Here is a 20,888-nt window from a genome sequence, read left to right as displayed (position 1 = left end):
CAACGTGCCGGCTACTGCGGCTGATACCGGAAGAAATGCACTCTTGTATCGCCGAATATCCGGCTTTCGAGGAAAACATAGGAAGGATGCACCGAAACGGCAACATCGGCGCGTTCTTCCAGAACGGTAATCGCGCCAGGCTTGAGCCAGCCGCCGTCGGCAGCAGCCGCAAGCGCCTTCTCACCCAGCCCCTTGCCATAAGGCGGATCGGCAAACAGCATGTCAAAAGGCTCGAGATTGCCGACGCTGCCGAGATCGGTCGCGTCACGGCGCAACATGCGCGTCCTGCCATGCAGGCCGAGCGCATCGATATTTTCCCAGAGGAGCGCCCTGCCCTCGACGCTGTTTTCGACGAATAGCGCGTGACGACAACCGCGCGAGACGGCCTCGAGACCGACTGCGCCCGTACCGGCGAAAAGATCGAGTATCCGGGTGCCATCTATGCATTCCGGATAGGCATGGCTCAGAATGTTGAACAGGCTCTCGCGCGTCCGGTCCGCAGTCGGCCGGATATCGCTGGATTTTGGTACGGCTAGCGGCCGTCCGCGAAACTCACCGCCGACGATCCGCACCGCGCGTCATTCCCTTGCCTTTCGCACCACCTCTGGACGGCCCGCCGGAAGGCTTGCCGCCGCCATCGGGCCGATCGCCCTTCGGCTTGCCCGAGAAATTCTTTGCTCCACGCGGCTTATCGCCGAAGGGCTTGTCGCCCGAGGATCTTTCGCCACGAGGACGTTCCGAACGACCTTCGCCGCCGAAGCTGCGGGCCGGACGCGAGGAGCGTTCGCCGCCCTCTTCACGAGCGCGGAAGGGAGGTGGACCTTCTTCACCCTCTGCCCTGGGACGGCGTTCGCCGCGAGGCTTCGCACCGAAAGGCTTGTCGCCACGCGGGCGTTCCGAGCGACCTTCGCCGCCGAAGCTGCGGGCCGGACGCGAGGAGCGATCGCCGCCCTCCTCACGCGAGCGGAAAGGACGTGCACCTTCTTCACCCTCTGCCCTCGGACGGCGCTCACCGCGGGGCTTGGCACCGAAGGGCTTGTCTCCACGCGGACGGTCGGAGCGGCTTTCGCCGCCGAAACTGCGGGCCGGACGCGACGAGCGTTCGCTATCCTCACGCGGACGATCACGGAAGGAACGCGGACGCTCCTCCCCATCCGTGCGCGGACGACGCTCACCGCGGGGCTTGTCTCCAAATGGCTTGTCACCGCGCGGACGCTCGGAGCGACCCTCACCGCCAAAGCCTCGGGCCGAGCGCGGACGATCGCCACCCTCACCACGCGGCGGGCGATCGCCGAAAGAGCGCTTGCGGCCGAAACCTTCGTCCTCGTCGCGCTTGCGGGGCTGCTCCTCGCTGGAACGGATCCACTCGCCATCCTCTTCGTGGACGCGATTGATCTGCGGGCGCGGACGATCCGGGCCGCGATCGAAGCGTTGTTCCTTCGCCGGGGAAGCCGTCTCGCCGCGACGACGCGCGGTCTGGGCATTCTTGGCAGCCTTTGCCGCCGCCTTCTCGCCGAGCGGACGCGCGCCGGGCGCCATCCAGACATTGGCGTTGCGACGGGTACCGAGCGCCGGGCGCTTCGGTTTGTCATCGTCGCCACGGCGATCGTCACGACGGTCATCCCGCCTGTCGTCTCGCCTGTCATCACGCTTGGTGTCGAGGCGGCTCAGCGCACGTTCGCGCTTGTCTTCGTCGCGGCGCGGGCGTTCGCGGCGCTCGGGCGCCGGTTCCTCGGCCTCTTCGGCGGCAACGGCGGGCGCATTGTAGAGCGGCGCATCGAAATTCGCCTTGGCGTCTTCAATCAGGCGCGGGCCGAGCTGGTCGCGCAGCGTGCGGCCGCGCACCTCAATCACATGCCCTTCGGGCAGATCGCCGAGCTGGAAGGGGCCGTAGGAAATACGGATCAGGCGGTTGACCTCGAGGCCGAGCGCGCCGAGCACATTCTTGATTTCGCGGTTCTTGCCTTCACGCAGGCCCATGGTGATCCAGACGTTGGATCCTTGGGTGCGATCAAGCGTGGCTTCGATCGAGCCGTAGAGAACGCCATCGACGGCAATGCCGTCCTTCAGCTTGTCGAGTGCATCCTGATCGATGTCGCCATGAGCGCGCACGCGGTAGCGGCGCAGCCAGCCGGTGGTCGGCAGTTCCAGGGCGCGGGCGAGGCCGCCGTCGTTGGTCAGCAGCAGCAGACCTTCGGTATTGATGTCGAGACGGCCGATCGACATGACGCGCGGAAGCTCTTCCGGCAGATTATCGAAGACGGTCGGGCGCCCCTCAGGATCGGCATTGGTCGTTACCAAGCCCTGGGGCTTGTGGTAGAGCCAGAGGCGCGTGCGCTCGATGCCGCGGATCGGCACGCCGTCCACTTCGATCTTATCTTCGAGCGTGACGTTGACGACGGGCGTGTCGAGGAGCTTGCCGTTCAGGGTGACGCGGCCATCCATGATCATGCGTTCGATGTCGCGGCGGGAGGCGACGCCGGCGCGCGCCATCACCTTGGAAATGCGTTCCGCCTTGGCGTCGCTGTCCGCTTCATTGGCTACCACTTTCGCGGAAGCTGCCTTCGATGGCTTGCCGATACCGGCCTTCGGGCCGCCTTTCGGCCGCGCGTCGCGCGCAGGGGGCCGTGCGCCCGGGCGTTTTGGCTTGTCTTTGGGTGTCATTTGCTGTTTGCCTGCCTTTTGCGCCTGTCTATCAGGTCATGCACCTGCGGTTAAGTGGAAATTCTCGCGAACGTGAAGACAAATCGATTTATGGAAATGGCGTTAAAGGAAGCGCGCGCTGCGGGAGATCGCGGCGAAGTGCCGATCGGCGCCGTCGTCGTCGTCGATGGCGTGGCAGTCGCGAGCTCCGGAAACCGTACGCGCGAACTCAACGATGTGACCGCGCACGCCGAGATCGCTGCGATCCGCATGGCTTCGGACAGGCTCGGCCAGGAACGGCTTGCCGGCGCTGATCTCTATGTGACGCTGGAGCCCTGCACCATGTGCGCGGCGGCTATTTCCTTTGCCCGTATCCGCCGGCTCTATTACGGCGCGGAAGATCCGAAGGGCGGCGCGGTCGACAATGGTGTGCGCTTCTATACCCAGCCGACCTGTCATCATGCACCGGAAGTCTACTCCGGCTTCAACGAGACGGAATCGGCGGATATGCTGAGGGCATTCTTTTCGGAGAGACGAGACACGCAATAGTGCCGGTCGCAAGCGCCGCTATGCTGACGCCAGGCAGTTGATCGACGCTACGCCGCTAAAGTCCTACTGAAGGATCTGCCACCACTTTGTGCCGCTATTGGCGACGGCTGCATCCTTCTTGCGCTGCTTCGCCTTCTTCTGTTCCGGCGTGCCGAGATCGTCGAGCTTTGCCGGATCTTCGACAGCGCGATATTCGGTCGGCGGATCGGAAATGTAGCGGCGCTGGTCGATATAGGCGCCCTTCTGCAGGGCGCGCGCTTCGCGATAGGCTTTGGTCTGGGCTTCCGTCGTCTGGCGCCCGCCCTCGATGGCGGAGCTGGCGAGCGGCGAACGATAGCTCGGATTATCCGAGTTCTCGTCGGCTTCCTTGACGAGGCGCGTACGGGCTTCTTCCGGGGATTCAACCCACTGCGGATTGTCCTTGTTGGCAACAGTTTCCTGCGGCTGAACGAGGGTTTCCTTCTGGTCCTTCGCGGGCATGACGAGCGTCGGACGCGGCGTATATTTCACGCCGGCATTTTTCGGGCCGGCGCCGGTCAGCGAAACCGACTGGCCGAGGTCGTCGGCAAGCTGCTCCATGGCGGTCTTGTCGGTGCCGTAAGTCGGGCTGCTGGCGCAGCCGGACATTGTGGAGCTCGCCGCCAGAACAACAGACAGGCAGGCGCCCAAACGGAACCAATGCGTCGCTAACATGAAAACCCTTCCCGCATGCCGGAATCAGTACTGCCCACCGGACAATCGTCCCCCTGACGCAAAAATCCGGCCATTTTCAGGCAGCTTTTACCGGATGAACACCATAAAGGCAATTCACCCGGCAAATATCTTCAGACCTGGGTGCCGAGTTCGCGCAATGCGGCCGCATCGCGCGCCGAAACATCCGGGTAGTCAGGATCGGAACCGACATCGGTGGTGATGCGCCAGGAACGGGCGCATTTCACCCCTTCGGCAAGCTTCGGAACGACAGCGACTTCAGGCACTTCCGGCAGGCGGAAGGCATCAGCCGGGCCGGCGTCCGCCTCGATTGTGATACCGGAGGTGATGCAGACTTCGCTGAAATCCTGTCCTTCGAGCGCCTTGCGCAATTCCGCATCGGCAACATGGACCACAGGTGCCGCTTCCAGCGACGAGCCAATGCGCTTGTCCTTGCGCTCGATTTCGAGCGCGCCGGTCACGACGCTGCGGATCGCGCGGATCTTCTTCCACTTTTCGGCCAGCGCCTCGTTGCGCCATTCCGTGGCGACCGGGGCAAACTGCTCCAGGTGCACAGAGACGGCTGAAGGATTGCGCGAGAGCCATGCCTCTTCCGTCGTGAAGGGCAGCATCGGCGCAAGCCAGGTCACCATGCAATCGAAGATCGTGCGGATGACATAGAGGGCCGAACGGCGGCGAAGGCTGGAGGGCGCGTCGCAATAGAGCGCATCCTTGCGGACGTCGAAGTAGAAGGCCGAAAGCTCGACATTGGCGAAGTCGATGAGCGCGCGGGCAATCTTCTTGAAGTCGAAGGCGTCGTAGTTTTCGCGCACGAGCTGGTCGAGCTCGGAGAGACGGTGCAGCATCAGCTGCTCCAGCTCCGGCAGATCGGCGAGCGCGATGACCTCGCCCTTGTCGTGGGCCAGCGTGCCGAGCATCCAACGGATCGTGTTGCGCAGCTTGCGATAGGCGTCGACATTGGTCTGGATGATCGTCTTGCCGACGCGCAGGTCGTCCGCATAGTCCGACGTCATGACCCAGAGGCGCAGGATATCGGCGCCGGCATCCTTCATGACTTCTTGAGGTGCGGTGACGTTGCCCTTCGACTTCGACATCTTCTCGCCCTTCTCGTCCATGGTGAAGCCATGGGTGAGGACGGCGTCGTATGGCGCCCGGCCGCGCGTCGCCGCCGATTCCAGGAGCGAGGAGTGGAACCAGCCGCGATGCTGGTCCGAACCTTCGAGATAGAGATCGGCCGGCCATTTCAGGTCGGGACGGTCTTCCAGCGTGAAGGTATGGGTGGACCCCGAGTCGAACCAGACATCGAGAATGTCCATGACCTGCGACCACTTGGCCGGATCATGCTCGTTGCCGAGGAAACGCTCCTTGGCGCCTTCGGCAAACCAGGCGTCGGCGCCTTCGGCGTCGAAAGCGTCAAGGATGCGCTGGTTGACGGCATCGTCCTGCAGCACCTGGCCCTGTTCATCGACGAAGACGCAGATCGGCACGCCCCAGGCGCGCTGACGAGAAAGTACCCAATCCGGGCGCTGCTCGATCATGGCGCGCAGGCGGTTCTGGCCGGCAGCCGGCACGAAACGGGTGTCGTCGATCGCCTTCAGCGCACGGGTGCGCAGCGTCGTACCATCTGCCAGCGTCTTGTCCATATAGACGAACCACTGCGGCGTGTTGCGGAAGATGACCGGCTTCTTGGAACGCCAGGAATGCGGATACTGGTGCTTCAGGCGACCGCGGGCAAAGAGCGCGTTGCGCTCGATCAGCGCCTTGATGACGCGGTCGTTAGCATCACCCTTCTTGCCGTTGTCGTCGATGACGCGGGCGCCTTCGAAGCCGGGCGCGTCGGCGGTGTAGAAGCCGCCATCGTCGACCGGGAACGGGATCTTGGTTTCGATGCCGCGCGCCTCGATCTCGCGGCCATGCGCCATCCAGACATCAAAGTCTTCGCGGCCGTGGCTCGGTGCGGTGTGCACAAAGCCGGTACCGGCATCGTCGGTGACGTGATCGCCATCGAGCAACGGCACCAAAAACTCGTAGCCGCCTTCGAGGCCCTTAAGCGGATGAGCGCAGGCGGCGCCGGCGAGATCTGCAGCAGTGACGTCGGCGAGACGCTTGTACTGCAGCTTTGCCTTGGCGAAGGATTCCTCAGCGAGATTATCGGCAAAGATCAGCTTTTCGCCCGGGCGCGGACCAAAATCGTTCTCGGCGGCCGTGACTTCATAGAGGCCGTAGGCAACGCGCGAGGAATAGGCGATCGCCCGATTGCCGGGGATCGTCCAGGGCGTGGTTGTCCAGATGACGACGAAAGCGTCCTTGAGGACGTCGGAGCCCTTCACCACCGGGAATTTCACCCAGATCGTGTCGCTCTCATAGTCATGATACTCGACTTCGGCTTCCGCGAGCGCCGTGCGCTCGACGACCGACCACATGATCGGCTTGGAGCCGCGGTAGAGTTGGCCGCTCTTGGCGATCTTCAGCAGTTCGCCTGCGATACGGCTTTCCGCGTGGAAGTTCATCGTCAGGTACGGGTTTTCGAAATCGCCAACGATGCCGAGGCGCTGGAATTCGCCACCCTGGATGGCGATCCACTTTTCGGCATAGGCGCGGCATTCGCGGCGGAATTCGATCATCGCCGACGGCTCGGTCAGGTCAGGCTTGGCCTTGCCCTTGGCGCGATAGTTCTCTTCCTCGATCTTCCATTCGATCGGCAGGCCGTGGCAGTCCCAGCCGGGAACGTAGTTGGAGTCGTAACCGCGCATCTGGAAGGAGCGGGTGATGACATCCTTGAGGATCTTGTTCAGCGCGTGGCCGATATGGATGTTGCCATTGGCATAGGGCGGGCCGTCGTGCAGGACGAACTTTTCGCGGCCGGCGGCGGATGCGCGCAGCTTCTTGTAAAGATCCATCTTCTGCCAGCGCGCAACGAGCTCCGGCTCCTTCTGCGGCAGGCCGGCGCGCATCGGGAAATCCGTTTCGGGCAGGTAGAGGGTCTTCGAGTAATCGATCTTTTCGGCTGTTTCGGTCATGTGTGACAATCGCTTCTGGCGGCCCGAAAAGGGCACGCGGACATGAAATCTGTGGTGACGGAAAGCGCTCGCTCAGCTCAAGCGCCAAAAACCCGGACCTTCCGGCAACTTAGCGTGCGCGGAAGACCGGGCCGATAATTCGTATCGAATGCGCCAGCCGGAATTTACTCATCGCGCCGGTTCATAGGCGCTTTTAGGCGGAAAAGGAAGAGGGATTTCAGAGCCGCGACCTCACGGAAAGCTGCAAGGGGAATGCTTCGCCCCAACCGAATTCAGGAACGACACTCAGGCTCTCGCAGTTGCCTGCGCCGGTCGGCAAGTGCCGGAAACAGGCGGGAGCTGCAATATTGTTGTTCCCGAGGCAAAAAACCCAACACCCCGTGTCGATTTCCCGATTGCCCGAACGTCTTTGACTTGCGGGCATCAGAAATCCATCATGCCGATCAAACCCGCTCGCAAGGAGTGATGAGGATATGAGCAGTTCCTATCGTTGGGTTATCGTCGCGGCCGGCGCACTGATGACGTGCGTTGCGCTCGGCGCCATGTTTTCTCTCGCAATCTTCCAGCAACCGATCGCCGATGCGACGGGTTGGTCGCATGCCGGTATCGCCAGCGCCATGACGCTCAATTTCATCGTCATGGGCATCGGCGGCTTCTTCTGGGGTGCGGCCAGCGACAGGTTCGGGCCACGCCCGGTGGTGCTGATCGGCGCCGTCATCCTTGGGCTGGCGCTGATGCTTGCCAGCCGCGCGGAAACGCTGCTGCAGTTCCAGCTGACCTATGGCGTGCTCGTCGGCCTCTCGGCCAGCGCCTTCTTCGCGCCGATGATCGCTGCGACGACAGAGTGGTTCGACGAGAACCGCGGCCTTGCCGTCTCGCTGGTTTCGGCAGGCATGGGTGTTGCTCCGATGACGATCTCGCCATTCGCGCGCTGGCTGATTACAGCCTATGAATGGCGCCCGGCGATGATGATCATCGGCATCGGCGCGCTGATCCTGATGATCCCGGCGGCACTTCTCGTGCGCCGTCGCCCGTCGCCGCCTCAGGATATGCATGAGGCCATGGTATCTGCGGATGGCGGCGCTCCCAATCTCTGGAAGGTTTTCCGCTCGCCGCAATTCATCGTTCTCGGACTGACCTTCTTTGCCTGCTGCGCGGCCCATTCCGGACCGATCTTCCATATGGTGAGCTACGCGACACTCTGCGGCGTCGCGCCGATGGCTGCCGTCAGCATCTACAGTGTCGAGGGCCTAGCCGGCCTTGGCGGACGCCTGCTCTATGGCACGCTGGCGGACCGGATCGGCGTGAAGCCGGTCATCATCGCAGGACTGCTGGTGCAGGCCGCCGCCCTTGCCACCTATCTTGCCGTCAGCAAGCTCGGGGAATTCTATGCGCTCGCCGTCATCTTCGGCAGCGCCTATGGCGGGGTGATGCCGCTCTATGCGTTGCTGGCGCGTGAATATTTCGGCCCGCGCATCATCGGCACCGTCTTCGGCGCGGCAACGATGCTCTCCAGCATCGGCATGGCATTCGGCCCGCTGATCGGCGGCTGGATCTACGACACCTATGCCAACTATTCGTGGCTGTTCATCGGCTCCGCCCTGGTCGGGCTCGGTGCGGCAGCGATTGCGCTCGCGTTCCCGCCGCTACCCCGGCAGAAGGCACAGCCTGCGCTTGGCACTGCCTGACGGTTCTTCGTTTTTACGCAAAACGCTCAAGCAGTTTTGCTGGAATTGCTCAGCCGAAACAGAGCTTCCGGTCGAGCTCGCCGAGCGGCCTCACACCTGCGAGAAGAGCCCTCGCCTCCTCCTCGTCGCGCTTGATCTGCGCGACGAGCGGATCCAGCCCGTCAAACTTCAATTCGGGGCGCAGATAGCCGAAGAAGGAGACTGAACAGGTCTGGCCATAGAGATCGCCGCTGAAATCAAAAAGGTAGGTTTCGAGCAGCGGCGCACCATTTTCCGTCACCGTCGGGCGGCGGCCGTAGCTTGCCACTGCATCGTAGAGCCTGCCGCTTTCGGGGCGGAAGCGGACGGCATAAATGCCGGCTGCAAGTTCCGCCTCCGGCGGCAACTGCATGTTGGCGGTCGGGAAGCCGAGCTGGCGGCCGAGCTTTTCGCCATCGATCACCTTCGCCTGCACCGTATAGTGATAGCCGAGCATGGCGGCGACCGAGGAGACATCGCCTTCCTTCAGCAGTGCGCGGACATGGCTCGATGAGACGACATCGGTGTTCTCATCGCGGAAGGCGTCGATCAGGGTGACGCCAAAGCCATATTTGTTGCCGGCATCCATCAGGAAGGCAGGGCCGCCTTCCCGGCCGCGGCCGAAGTGGAAGTCGAAGCCCGTCACAACTTCGGAAGCGCCGAGCCAGTCCTTCAATATGGAGTGGATGAAATCCTCGGCCGAGCGCTGCGAGAATTCGTAATCGAAGGGGTATTCAATGACAGCGTTGAAGCCCAGCTCTTCCAGGATACGGGCCTTGAAGGGCGCCGGTGTCAGGCGGAAGACCGGTGCATCCGGCTTGAAGACAGTGCGCGGATGCGGCTCGAAGGTCAGCACCAGAGCGGGAATACCGCGCTGCCGTGCAATATCGAGAGCCCGGTTCAGCACCGACTGATGGCCGCGGTGGACACCATCAAAATTGCCGATGGCAATGACGCCGCCCTTCAGATGTTCGGGCAGCGGCTCGCGGGTTTCGTTACGGTGGAACACGGTCATCGGCTTCAATTCTCTTATGCGAGGCGCGGCATCCACCACTTGGGGGCAGCTTTTTCCCGTTCGAGATAGGCGTGCAGGATCGCTTCGTCGGTCTCGCCGTTCAGCGTATATTCCTTAGCGTGGATACCGCCGCTGATGTAGAGAAGATCGAGGCCATAATTCAAGGCGCCGCGAACATCGGTCGGCATGCCGTCGCCGATCGCCAGCACACGATCGATCGGAAATTCGCCGTGCACTTCGCGGGCGGCGGCAAGGGTCGCCTCATAGATCGGCCGGTGCGGCTTGCCGGCGATGCGGGTGGAACCGCCGAGCTGCTCATAATAGGCAGCCATCGCGCCGGCGCAGGGAATGATGCGGTGGCCGCGCTCGACGACGAGATCGGGATTGGCGCAGATCATCGGCACGTTGCGGGCTTTGAAGTCCAGCAGCATGTCGGTGTAGTCCTCGGGCTTCTGCGTTTCGTCGTCGAAGAAACCGGTGCAGACGACCGACGTGGCCTCACCGGCCGCCGCACGCTCGATATCGAGGCCTTCCAGGATCGGATTGTCGCGCTCGGGACCAAGCAGGAAAACTTCACGCGGTCCTTCGGCAATCAGCGCGCGGGTGACATCACCAGAGGTGACGATGCGGTCATAGGCGTCGTCGGGCACTCCGATCTGGCGCAACTGCTCGACGACCTGCCAGGAGACGCGAGGCGAATTGGTGATGAGAACGACCGTCAGACCGGCAGCGCGAGCGGCCTGCAGCGCCTCGCCCGCTTTCGGAAACGGATCGACGCCGTTATGCACGACACCCCAGACATCACAGAGCACCGCGTCATATTGATCGGTGATCTCGGAGAAGTTCGCAATCCGCTTTGCCATTCCGCTTTCCTGCTTCGCTTTCGATCCCCGGTGACATTGCAAAGGCAGGCTTCATTGGCAAGGCATTTCCGCAGCGACGTGACAGATACAGCCAATGGCGGCTTTCGGCACGACTTGGCTTTTCGCTGACCCCACCGAAACATGTTCATTCGTTGAAGGTGAGCCTGGCATGCCGGCTTCGGCGCATCGTCGAAACCGGCAAGGCATATTACAGGCACCTCTGATGACATCAGCCGTCCAGCCAGGCGGCAAGGCCCTCGAGCGTCTGCAGCCCGTATTCCACCGCGCCGAAACCGATGACCACCTGACGCCGCTTGGCACTGGGGTGGAGCTGGCGCAGGGTCAACACGGTCTTGCCGTCGGCCTGCTCATCAAAGGTCACGGTAACGCGGAAACGGTCGGGGTCATCAGGATCGGGCGTGCCGTAATCCATGACGATCCGCTCGTTCGGCACGATCTCCAGAAAGCGCATGAGGTTCGCGAAACGATGCTCCTTGCCCTCGAACATGCCCACCATATCGAAGCGCCAGATCCCGCCCTCGCGGATATCGGCCTCGTGGCTCTCGATGCTGAGGCCGGTCGGGCCGTACCATTTGGCCAGTGCCTTTGGATCCATCCAGGCGGCAAAGACCTTGTCGCGTGGGTGATTCAGCAGCTTGACCAGCACGATTTCGCGATCGAGCGACCAGGTCTCAAACGGGTTTGCCATGTCCTTCATCATCCTCTTGCGTCTCGTCCAAATAGGCTTCCAGCCGATCCAGCCGCTCGGTCCAGCGCCGGCGCTCCGCTTCCATCCAGTCCGCCGCCTCGTCGAAGCGCGCCTGCACCAGCCTGCACCAGCGGCTGCGCCCGCGCTTCTCGCTGGCGATCAGCCCGCAATCCTCCAGCACCTTGAGATGCTGGGCGAAGGAGGGCAGCGCCATGTCGAAAGGCTCGGCCAGGACGCTGACCGGTACCTCGCCGGCAGCCAGGCGCGAGACGACCGCGCGGCGGGTCGGGTCGCTGAGAGCGTGAAAGGCAAGGTCGAGCGGTGTCGAGTGGTAGGGCATGTGGCCTATTAGAACGTCACCGATTGCCAGTCAAGGACAATAAGGTACTTGCCTTAGTGTTCGGCCCTCGATACAAAGGCACATGCCTTAGTGTCTGACCTACAGATGGAGGCTGTCATGGTGCAACCACTCGCAAGGAGAACAACAGTGGTAGTTCGTGTCGATCTCATGATCTCGCTCGATGGTTTCGCGACAACGACGGACCAGACGCCGGAAGTCCCGTTCGGAGAGGACTGGTCGCGTCTCGTCGGCTCATATGTAGCAACCCGCACCTTCCGCGAGCGCGTATTCAAGGATACCAGCGGGGCTGGGACGACAGGCATCGACGACGACTACGCGAAGGCGTATTTCGAAAATGTGGGGGCCGAGATCATGGGCGCCGGCATGTTCGGTCTCCACAATTTCCCCGACGATCCGGACTGGCGCGGCTGGTGGGGTGACGAGCCGCCGTTCCAGTGTCCGGTTTTCGTCCTCACCCACAAGCCACGCCCCTCCCTGGAGATGGCTGGCGGGACAATTTTCCATTTCCTCGCCACTACACCTGCCGATGCGCTACAGCGGGCTGTCAGTGTGGCGGGCGGCAAAGACGTGCGGGTTGGCGGCGGTGCTACCGTTGTTCGCGACTTCCTCAAGGCGGGCCTTGTCGATCGCCTTCATGTCGCTATCGCTCCGATCCTGCTCGGGCGCGGCATACGCCTGTGGGACGATCTGCGCGGCCTGGAAGCCGGCTGCACGGTGACGTCGGAAACCGCGCCGAGTGGCACCATCCACCTCACCTTCCAACGCTAGGCATTTTCTTGCGACTGGGGCGACCATGGCCGCGCACAGCGGTCATGATGTCGGCTTCCGTGCAGACCCTGACAATCTGCCTTGCCTGTCCAACCCGAGGCAAATGTCGACTTCCGCTGTAAAGCGGTCAACCTTGGAAGCAGGCGGGCAACGATATCGCCACGCATTGGCCAGATGATGCGTGGCGAGTTGGCCGGCCCGCCAGCCGCACCCCATGTTCGCCCGGGCAGGCAAGGCTCGGAAAGGCAGGCTGTGGCAAAGGCTCGGCGCCACGCGGGACAAATCCTGCATGTCTCCACAATTCCGGCACAAAAATCCGTGAAGGCTCTTCTTGACTCCTTCTGGAGCCATCCCTAAATGCACGGCGCTAGCACTCACGGGAGTTGAGTGCTAACATCCACCTTGTGGGCCACCCCGGTCCGCGAATGTCATTTGATCGAGGGATTAGACAATGGCAAGCACCAATTTCCGCCCGCTTCACGATCGCGTCGTTGTCCGTCGCGTTGAATCCGAAGAGAAGACCAAGGGCGGCATCATCATCCCGGATACCGCTAAGGAAAAGCCGCAGGAAGGCGAAATCGTCGCTGTCGGCTCCGGCGCTCGTGACGAGTCCGGCAAGGTCGTAGCACTCGACGTCAAGGCTGGCGATCGCGTTCTGTTCGGCAAGTGGTCGGGCACCGAAGTCAAGATCAACGGCGAAGACCTTCTGATCATGAAGGAAGCCGACATCATGGGCATCATCGGCTAATCAGCCGGTTGTCTTTCATCCGATATCGCTGACACCCCTTTTCAGGAGTTCTCAAAATGGCAGCTAAAGAAGTAAAGTTCGGCCGCGGCGCGCGCGAAAAGTTGCTGCGCGGCGTCGATATCCTCGCTGACGCAGTGAAGGTCACGCTTGGTCCGAAGGGCCGTAACGTCGTTATCGACAAGTCCTTCGGCGCTCCGCGCATCACCAAGGACGGTGTTTCGGTCGCCAAGGAAATCGAACTCGAAGACAAGTTCGAAAACATGGGCGCCCAGATGGTCCGCGAAGTTGCTTCGAAGACCAACGACGTCGCCGGCGACGGCACCACGACTGCAACGGTTCTCGCACAGGCCATCGTTCGCGAAGGCGCTAAGGCAGTTGCTGCCGGCATGAACCCGATGGACCTGAAGCGCGGTATCGACCTCGCTGTTGCTGAAGTCGTCAAGGATCTCCAGGCCAAGGCCAAGAAGATCAACACTTCGGAAGAAGTTGCCCAGGTCGGCACGATCTCCGCAAACGGCGAAAAGCAGATCGGTCTCGACATTGCTGAAGCAATGCAGAAGGTCGGCAACGAAGGCGTCATCACCGTCGAAGAAGCCAAGACCGCTGAAACCGAACTCGAAGTCGTCGAAGGCATGCAGTTCGACCGCGGCTACCTGAGCCCGTACTTCGTCACTAACCCGGAAAAGATGGTTGCTGACCTCGAAGACGCCTTCATCCTCCTGCACGAAAAGAAGCTTTCGAACCTGCAGTCCATGCTCCCGGTTCTCGAAGCTGTCGTTCAGACCGGCAAGCCGCTCCTCATCATCGCTGAAGACGTCGAAGGCGAAGCTCTTGCTACGCTCGTCGTCAACAAGCTGCGCGGCGGCCTGAAGATTGCTGCTGTCAAGGCTCCGGGCTTCGGCGATCGTCGCAAGGCCATGCTGGAAGACATCGCTATCCTCACGGGCGGCACTGTCATCTCCGAAGACCTCGGCATCAAGCTTGAGTCTGTCACGCTCGACATGCTCGGCCGCACCAAGAAGGTCTCGATCTCCAAGGAAAACACCACGATCGTCGACGGCGCTGGCGCCAAGTCCGACATCGAAGGCCGTGTTGCCCAGATCAAGGCCCAGATCGAAGAAACCACCTCCGACTACGATCGCGAAAAGCTGCAGGAACGTCTTGCCAAGCTCGCTGGCGGCGTTGCCGTTATCCGCGTCGGCGGTTCGACGGAAGTCGAAGTGAAGGAAAAGAAGGACCGCATCGACGACGCTCTCAACGCGACGCGCGCTGCTGTTCAGGAAGGTATCGTACCGGGCGGCGGCGTCGCTCTGCTGCGTTCTTCCACGAAGATCACCGCAAAGGGCGAAAACGACGACCAGGAAGCTGGTATCAACATCGTTCGCCGCGCCCTGCAGGCTCTGGTTCGCCAGATCGCTGAAAACGCAGGTGACGAAGCTTCGATCGTTGTCGGCAAGATCCTCGACAAGAATGAAGACAACTACGGCTACAACGCCCAGACTGGCGAATATGGCGACCTGATCCAGCTCGGCATCGTCGACCCGGTCAAGGTTGTCCGTACGGCTCTGCAGAACGCAGCTTCGGTTGCTTCGCTGCTGATCACCACGGAAGCCATGATCGCCGAGCTGCCGAAGAAGGACGCTCCGGCAATGCCGGGCGGCATGGGCGGCATGGGCGGTATGGACATGATGTGATAGGCGTAAGCCGTCACTGACATCCATTCCGGTCTCCGGAATAGAGAGGGCGGTCTTCGGGCCGCCCTTTTTTTGCCGATTCGAAAAATACCTGCGGCTCAAACCCTTAGGCTGGCTCCTGAGGCCTCTTCTTTGGCCCGAAGCTTTCGCGAGGCTTGCGCGCCGCGCATTTTCCCCTTCAGCGCAATTCGGTTTCCAAGCTGTCTAATTTACGGAAGCTGCATGCTATGGTGTGTGTGAAACCGTTTCCACAACGCATAAATGAGACTTTTGACCACAAAATTAGCGGATAACGCGCAGTCCGGGTGAAAATCCAATCATAACGTCAGCCTAACGCCCCGGAAAAAGCCGTTGCCGTTTGCGCAAAAGTTCCTATAAATCCGCGCTGCAATTGACGTTCGCACCGGAAGAATTCTCGCAACAGACGAGACCGGATACGCCAAAGGCCACGCGTGAACATTCGGGCTTTCGAAGGTCTCCGCGAACATACGAGATGACATCTTGCGGGGAAATATTCGAGCGGCGACCGTCAGAGGCGCAGCCGACTAACTGTTTCCGCAGGATGAAAGCACAGGCATGACGCCTGGTGCTACGTGATCCTGTTTCTTTGTGTTTGCCGAGCGTGTGGCAGGGGAGCCGCACCTGAACTGGGGAACGCCTTGTTTAAGATCGCCAAAGCCAATGCTGCCGCACCATTGCTGCCCGGCTCGCTGGATTACAACAATCACAACCACGACATGTTGGCACAGTTCTCGGTCTCCGAAAGCTGGATCGGAGACTTTTCGACGGGCGTGATAAAGCTCGGAGAGTGGAGCGCAATGCTGCACGGTCTCTCGGCCCAGGAATGTGGCCTGTTGAGCCTGGTGCGCTGTTACGACGCCAAGGATCGCAACCACGTCCTGCAACTCTTCGAACAGGCGGCAACGCTTTCCTCATCCTTCTGCTTCTCGACGACCATCATCATGCCGAACGGCTTCCGCCAGCCGCTTTTCTGCATGGGTGAATCCAATGGACTGGAAGAAAAGTACAGTGGCAGCATGGTCGGGGTTTTCATCTTCCCGCGTTTCAAGCTGGAAGGCGCCAGCCAGATCACCAGCCGGCAATAATCGTCCGAACGGCTCGAGGTAAAAAGGCCGGTCTCACGACCGGCTTTCCTGTTACTTCGCTCAATTCCGGTCGTGAAACCGCTGCACGATTTTACTGGAATTGCCTCGTGATCAGGCCGGCTTCACCGGGATGTTCAGCCCCTTCTCGCTTGCAGGGCGGGCGATGCAGCGCTGCAGCCAGTCCATGACGGCGGGGAATTTCGCGTAGTCCAGGACCTCGCGGCCACCATAAAAAATGTCGGCGCCGCGGATCCACGGGAAGGTAGTGATGTCGGCGATCGTGTACTCGTCGCCCATTATCCACTGGCGGCCCTTCAGGCGGCTTTCCAGCACGCCGAGCAGGCGCTTCGCTTCATCGCGGTAGCGCTCCACCGGGTAGGAATTGTTAGCGACCTTGTCGGCGGCGAATTTATGGAAATGACCGAACTGACCGAACATCGGGCCGATGCCTGCCATCTGGAAAAAGACCCACTGGATTGTTTCATAGCGGCCTGCGGCATCGCCCGGGATCAGCTTGCCGGTCTTTTCCGCCAGATAGAGCAGGATAGCGCCGGATTCGAAGAGACCGATCGGCTTTCCGTCCGGGCCATTGGGATCGATGATCGCAGGAATGCGGCCGTTCGGATTGAGCGAAACGAATTCCGCAGTCTTCTGATCCGTCGTTGCGAAAGAAACATAATGGGGCTCATACGGCAGAGCGAGTTCCTCCAGCGCCACGGAGATCTTCACGCCGTTCGGCGTCTGAAGGGAGTAGAGCTGGATAATATCGGGGTTTTTCGCAGGCCAGCGGCTGGTGATCGGAAATGCGGAAAGATCTGCCATGGGTTTCTCCTTGGGTAGGGCGGCGACCATAGAAGATGGTCGCCATGCAAGGCAAGCCGCCCCATCGTTTCATATTAGTGAACAAACCGTCCGCTAGTGTTTATCTTTCCCTGACACCGAAAAAAGGCGAAATAGGTTGCATCCGAGGTCAACACGGTGCCGGGGCATCAAGACCTCAAGAGCCATTCAACGGAGCAACGTCCATGTCGAATACGAACAACGCCCTCATCCTTCTCGTCCGCATTCTTCTGTCCTTCATGTTCATCTTCGCCGGCTTCGGCAAGGTCACCGATCCTGCAGCCACCGCCGGCATGGTCATGGGTGCCGGCCTTCCGGCCGCAACCGCGCTGACCTATCTCGCCGGCCTCTTCGAACTCGTCATGGGTATTTCCGTGCTCATCGGCTATCAGGTTCGTTACACGGGCTGGCTGATCGCTGCCTTCTGTGTGTTCACCGGCATCGTCTTCCACCTGCCGACTGTCAATGTTCCTGACTTCCCGGCTGCTGCGAACGGCTGGATCAACAGCCTGAACTTCGTGAACTTCCTGAAGAACGTCACGCTTGCCGGCGCCTACATCATGCTCGCCACCAATGGCGCTGGCGCCTACTCGGTCGACGCTCGCCGCGGCCCGCAGGCGGTCGCTGCCCGCTAATTTCATACCCTCCCAAGCATGCAAAACCCGCCGTCGAAAGACGGCGGGTTTTCTATGTCACCAAGTTCGGTCTCAGAGAACCGAGCGTACGGCCTCGACGATTGCCGTCACCGTGGGCGTATCGGCATGGGCATCTTTGCGGGCACGCACAAGGCAGGCTTCCGAGCGCAGGATGACACCGTCGGACAGCACCTTAAGATGGTTGGCGCGCAGCGTCGATCCAGTCGAGGTGATATCGACGATGATATCCGCCGAGCCGGATGCCGGCGCGCCTTCGGTGGCGCCCAGGCTTTCCACAATGCGATAAAGCTGGATGCCGTGCTGGCTGGAGAAGAACTGCTGGGTCAGGCGCCAGTATTTCGTGGCGATTGCCAGGCGCCGGCCATGACGGGCGCGAAAATCGGCGGCGACGTCGACAAGATCGGCCATCGTATCGACATCCAGCCAGATTTCCGGCACGGCAACGACGACATCGGCATGGCCAAAGCCGAGCCGGGCGCAGAATTCCACCCTCTTGTCGGCCTCCGCCAATCCCTCGCGCACGAGATCTTCGCCGGTCACGCCGAAATCGATCGAGCCATTGCCGAGTTCACGCGAAATCTCAGAAGCCGACAGGAAGGCGATTTCCACATCGTCCCAGCCTTCGACGCGGCCGCGATAGGAGCGGTCATTGCCGACGGCATAGATTTTCAGGCCGGCACGCTCGAAGATCGCGGAGCAGTCGTCCTTCATGCGGCCCTTGGAGGGAAGCGCAATGGTGATCGTCATGCGGCTGCCCTTTCGGTTTCGATACGGTCGAGCCAGAGGGAGAAGCCGACGGCGGGAATGCGGTCCTTCGCGCCGAGGAAGGTCATCAGCCTGTCGAAACGGCCGCCACCGGCGAGAACCGCCGGGGAATCTTCCGCCGTCACTTCGAAGACGAGGCCGGTATAATAATCGAGCGGGCGGCCGAAAGCGGCACGGTATTCGATGAGCGAGAGATCGACGCCGGCATTGGAGAGTGCTGCCACACGGCCATCGAAACGCGCCAGCGCATTGCCTAGCTTCAGCCCCGCCGCATCGGCGAAATGCGAGAGTGCCGCAGACGCGTTGACGAGCGGTACGTTGAGCGAAAGAAACTGCTCCAGAACCTGGAAGGCCGCGTCATCCAGTCGGGTCTCGGAGAGAACGAGCTTTTCCTTGAGCCGCCGGGCAATTTCCTGCGGCGAGCGGCTGGCATTTGTGGAATAGCCGGTCGCCTGCATCGTCTCGTCGATATAGGCAATCAGCGCCGCCTCATCCTCGAGACCGACCAATTGCGCGATCTTGTCATTAAGACCGGTCACGAATTGCGGGCTGACGAGGCTCGCCAGCAGGCTCTCAAGCTGGGTCATGTTGCCGAAGGCATGGATCAGGCGCTTCTGCCAGCCGAGCGGCAGGCCGAGCGCCTGTACCACGGCCTCGAACACTGCCTGATCGCCGATGGTGACGGAGAGCGGCCGGCCGGGCAGCAGGCGCGAGAGGATGCCGACAGCATCACCGATCGCGCGGGCGTCGGCGCTGGCGATGTTGATATCGCCAAGGTCTTCGATGCCAGCCTGATAGAATTCGTTGCTGCCGTCACGTCGCTGGCGGAAGACCTCTCCGAGATAGGAGTAGCGCTTCGGCGTACCCGTGGCGCTTTCGATATGGCGCAGGCAGACGGGAATGGTGAATTCCGGGCGCAGGCAGAGGCTGGCGCCGGTTTCGCTTTCCGTCATGAAGATACGCCGGCGAAGATCTTCGCCGGCGATATCGAGAAAGGGTTCGGCCGGCTGGATGACCGGCGTGTCGATGCGTTCCGCCTTGCGGGCGGAAAACTCGTCCAGAAGCTCGCCGGAGAAATCAGGAAGGTTGATAAGGGCCATATCAGCCCGCCCTCTTCCGGTCCTCCGCCTGGGCGGCGAGGATTTCCTTCACCTTGGCGATGAGGTCGGCTTCCGCAACGGTTTCCTGCGCGACACGCGCTTCGCGCCAAGTCGTGTTGTCCTCGATCTCGCCCGACAGGCGCTTGCCCTCGATCAGGTCCTTGATCTGCACAACACCCTGCGCACGCTCGTCGCCACCCTGGATGATGGCGATCGGGCAGCCGCGGCGGTCGGCGTATTTCAGCTGGTTGCCGAACTTCTTCCAGTTGCCCTGGAACATTTCGGCGCGGATACCGGCGGCGCGAAGTTCCTGCGTGAAGCGCTGGTAGCGGCCCATGGCCTCGACATCGCCATCCATCACGGTGACGAGAACAGGCTCGATAATGTCCTGCTGGCCGAGTTTGCCGAGGTTCTTCAGCGCCGTCATCAGGCGCGAGACGCCGATGGAAAAGCCGGTTGCCGGAACCGGCTGGCCCATGAAGCGGGAGACGAGACCGTCATAACGGCCGCCGCCGCCGACGGAACCGAAGACGACCTTCTCGCCCTTTTCGTTGGTGACGTCGAAGAGCAGTTCGGCCTCATAGACCGGACCGGTATAATATTCGAGGCCGCGCACGACGGAGGGATCGATCTTGATACGGTCCGACTGATAACCGGCGCTGGTGACGAGCGCGCCGATAAAATTCAGCTCCTCGACGCCTTCGACACCCTTGCTTGTGCCGGCGACCAGCTCGGCGAGCTGGGCCGCACTTTCGGCATAATCCTTGATGCCGACGAAGAAGAGAACCTTCTCGATCTGGCTCTGGTCGAGGCCCGCACCCTTGGTGAAGTCGCCTGACTCATCCTTGCGGCCGGGGCCGAGAAGCAGGGCCACACCTTCGGGGCCGAATTTGTCGAGCTTATCGATGGCGCGCAGCACGTTGAGGCGCTGGCCGGCCTTGTCGTCGCCGCCGAGGCCGATCGCTTCCAGCACGCCGTCCAGAACCTTGCGGTTGTTGACGCGGATGACATAGTCGCCGCGTTTGATGCCGAGGGCTTCCAGCGTATCGGACATCATCATGCACATTTCGGCATCGGCCTGGACGCCCGGTGCGCCGACTGTATCGGCATCGAACTGCATGAACTGGCGGAAACGGCCCGGACCCGGCTTCTCGTTGCGGAAGACGTAACCGGCACGATAGGTGCGGTAGGGAAGCTGGATCTCGTTGAAATTCTCGGCGACATGGCGGGCAAGCGGCGCCGTCAGGTCGTAGCGCAGCGACATCCACTGCTCGTCATCATCCTGCAGCGAGAAGACGCCCTCGTTCGGGCGGTCGCTGTCGGGCAGGAACTTGCCGAGCGCATCGGTATATTCAAGCAGCGGCGTTTCGACCGGATCGAAACCATAATGCTCGTAGACCTCGCGGATCTTCGCAGTCATTTCGTTGACGGCGCGGAGATCGGCTGCGGAGCGGTCGACAAAGCCGCGCGGAAGGCGGGCCTTGAGCTTTTGCGGTTTCTTCTGCTTGTCGTTCATTTCGGGGGATTTCCACATATGTGACAGTGGCGGTTTCCTAGCGGATTGGGCGGGGAGCGGCAAGGGCAAGGGCCTTGATCTGGCGCCCAGAATCGATGGATCGATGCGGAAAGACCTG

Annotated in this window: 19 protein-coding genes; 7 read left to right on the top strand and 12 right to left on the bottom strand. The window is 61.5% G+C overall.

The window, feature by feature from the left end:
• Nucleotides 1-11 precede the first annotated feature (11 nt).
• Nucleotides 12-572: a 16S rRNA (guanine(966)-N(2))-methyltransferase RsmD gene (gene rsmD / locus LVY75_13525; protein XAZ24235.1), complete on the bottom strand. Its 561-nt coding sequence runs from the start codon at nt 570-572 to the stop codon at nt 12-14.
• Nucleotides 553-2,664 carry a pseudouridine synthase gene (locus LVY75_13520; GenBank protein ID XAZ24234.1) on the bottom strand — a complete coding sequence of 704 codons (2,112 nt, stop codon included), beginning with the start codon at nt 2,662-2,664 and terminating at the stop codon, nt 553-555. The genes rsmD and LVY75_13520 overlap by 20 nt, the downstream gene beginning before the upstream one ends.
• 90 nt (nt 2,665-2,754) lie before the next feature.
• On the opposite strand from LVY75_13520, the gene LVY75_13515 reads away from it, so the two are divergent.
• Entirely contained in the window at nt 2,755-3,192 is a 438-nt protein-coding gene (locus LVY75_13515; protein ID XAZ24233.1) for a nucleoside deaminase, read from the top strand.
• Nucleotides 3,193-3,255: 63 nt separating this feature from the next.
• Here the strand turns inward: LVY75_13515 and LVY75_13510 are convergent, their stop codons facing one another.
• Both LVY75_13510 and ileS read right to left on the bottom strand, forming a co-directional pair.
• Nucleotides 3,256-3,885, bottom strand: coding sequence for a hypothetical protein (locus tag LVY75_13510; GenBank protein XAZ24232.1), 630 nt, complete (start codon nt 3,883-3,885; stop codon nt 3,256-3,258).
• 131 nt (nt 3,886-4,016) lie between these two features.
• Entirely contained in the window at nt 4,017-6,923 is a 2,907-nt protein-coding gene (gene ileS, locus LVY75_13505) for an isoleucine--tRNA ligase (protein ID XAZ24231.1), read from the bottom strand.
• A gap of 473 nt (nt 6,924-7,396) precedes the next feature.
• Here ileS and LVY75_13500 point away from each other — a divergent pair, with 473 nt between their 5' ends.
• Nucleotides 7,397-8,611: an MFS transporter gene (locus LVY75_13500; protein ID XAZ24230.1), complete on the top strand. Its 1,215-nt coding sequence runs from the start codon at nt 7,397-7,399 to the stop codon at nt 8,609-8,611.
• A gap of 49 nt (nt 8,612-8,660) precedes the next feature.
• On the opposite strand, the gene LVY75_13495 is transcribed toward LVY75_13500, so the two are convergent.
• The 4 genes from LVY75_13495 to LVY75_13480 form a co-directional block, all read right to left on the bottom strand.
• On the bottom strand, nt 8,661-9,644 hold the full coding sequence (locus tag LVY75_13495; GenBank protein ID XAZ24229.1) for a bifunctional riboflavin kinase/FAD synthetase: 984 nt from the start codon (nt 9,642-9,644) through the stop codon (nt 8,661-8,663).
• Between the two features lie 14 nt (nt 9,645-9,658).
• Nucleotides 9,659-10,507 (bottom strand): TIGR01459 family HAD-type hydrolase, encoded by an 849-nt coding sequence (locus LVY75_13490; protein ID XAZ24228.1) that lies wholly within the window; start codon nt 10,505-10,507, stop codon nt 9,659-9,661.
• 229 nt (nt 10,508-10,736) lie between these two features.
• Nucleotides 10,737-11,225: an SRPBCC family protein gene (locus LVY75_13485; GenBank protein XAZ25713.1), complete on the bottom strand. Its 489-nt coding sequence runs from the start codon at nt 11,223-11,225 to the stop codon at nt 10,737-10,739.
• Nucleotides 11,200-11,556, bottom strand: a complete 357-nt coding sequence (locus tag LVY75_13480) for a metalloregulator ArsR/SmtB family transcription factor (GenBank protein ID XAZ24227.1) — start codon at nt 11,554-11,556, stop codon at nt 11,200-11,202. The genes LVY75_13485 and LVY75_13480 overlap by 26 nt, the downstream gene beginning before the upstream one ends.
• A gap of 147 nt (nt 11,557-11,703) precedes the next feature.
• Between LVY75_13480 and LVY75_13475 the strand changes: the two genes are divergently transcribed.
• The 4 genes from LVY75_13475 (at nt 11,704) to LVY75_13460 (ending at nt 15,893) form a co-directional block, all read left to right on the top strand.
• Nucleotides 11,704-12,345, top strand: a complete 642-nt coding sequence (locus LVY75_13475; protein XAZ24226.1) for a dihydrofolate reductase family protein — start codon at nt 11,704-11,706, stop codon at nt 12,343-12,345.
• A 451-nt stretch (nt 12,346-12,796) separates the two neighbouring features.
• Nucleotides 12,797-13,093, top strand: a complete 297-nt coding sequence (gene groES / locus LVY75_13470) for a co-chaperone GroES (GenBank protein XAZ24225.1) — start codon at nt 12,797-12,799, stop codon at nt 13,091-13,093.
• 56 nt (nt 13,094-13,149) lie between these two features.
• A complete protein-coding gene (gene groL / locus LVY75_13465) occupies nt 13,150-14,787 on the top strand; it encodes a chaperonin GroEL (GenBank protein ID XAZ24224.1) in 1,638 nt (545 codons plus the stop codon).
• A 659-nt stretch (nt 14,788-15,446) separates the two neighbouring features.
• Nucleotides 15,447-15,893 (top strand): hypothetical protein, encoded by a 447-nt coding sequence (locus LVY75_13460; protein ID XAZ24223.1) that lies wholly within the window; start codon nt 15,447-15,449, stop codon nt 15,891-15,893.
• 111 nt (nt 15,894-16,004) lie between these two features.
• Here LVY75_13460 and LVY75_13455 read toward each other — a convergent pair whose 3' ends face one another.
• On the bottom strand, nt 16,005-16,715 hold the full coding sequence (locus LVY75_13455) for a glutathione binding-like protein (GenBank protein XAZ24222.1): 711 nt from the start codon (nt 16,713-16,715) through the stop codon (nt 16,005-16,007).
• A 203-nt stretch (nt 16,716-16,918) separates the two neighbouring features.
• Here LVY75_13455 and LVY75_13450 point away from each other — a divergent pair, with 203 nt between their 5' ends.
• Nucleotides 16,919-17,368 (top strand): DoxX family protein, encoded by a 450-nt coding sequence (locus LVY75_13450; protein ID XAZ24221.1) that lies wholly within the window; start codon nt 16,919-16,921, stop codon nt 17,366-17,368.
• Between the two features lie 72 nt (nt 17,369-17,440).
• On the opposite strand, the gene hisG is transcribed toward LVY75_13450, so the two are convergent.
• The 3 genes from hisG to hisS are packed head-to-tail and all read right to left on the bottom strand — an operon-like array spanning nt 17,441 to nt 20,770.
• Nucleotides 17,441-18,136 (bottom strand): ATP phosphoribosyltransferase, encoded by a 696-nt coding sequence (gene hisG, locus LVY75_13445; protein XAZ24220.1) that lies wholly within the window; start codon nt 18,134-18,136, stop codon nt 17,441-17,443.
• Nucleotides 18,133-19,254, bottom strand: coding sequence for an ATP phosphoribosyltransferase regulatory subunit (locus LVY75_13440; GenBank protein ID XAZ24219.1), 1,122 nt, complete (start codon nt 19,252-19,254; stop codon nt 18,133-18,135). The genes hisG and LVY75_13440 overlap by 4 nt, the downstream gene beginning before the upstream one ends.
• Nucleotide 19,255: 1 nt before the next feature.
• On the bottom strand, nt 19,256-20,770 hold the full coding sequence (gene hisS, locus LVY75_13435) for a histidine--tRNA ligase (GenBank protein XAZ24218.1): 1,515 nt from the start codon (nt 20,768-20,770) through the stop codon (nt 19,256-19,258).
• Nucleotides 20,771-20,888 lie beyond the last annotated feature (118 nt).

It is taken from the genome of Sinorhizobium sp. B11 (genome assembly GCA_039725955.1).
Taxonomy (GTDB): domain Bacteria; phylum Pseudomonadota; class Alphaproteobacteria; order Rhizobiales; family Rhizobiaceae; genus Rhizobium.
Note: the sequence above shows the minus strand (reverse complement) of the source record. Positions and strands in the feature narration are given on the sequence as shown.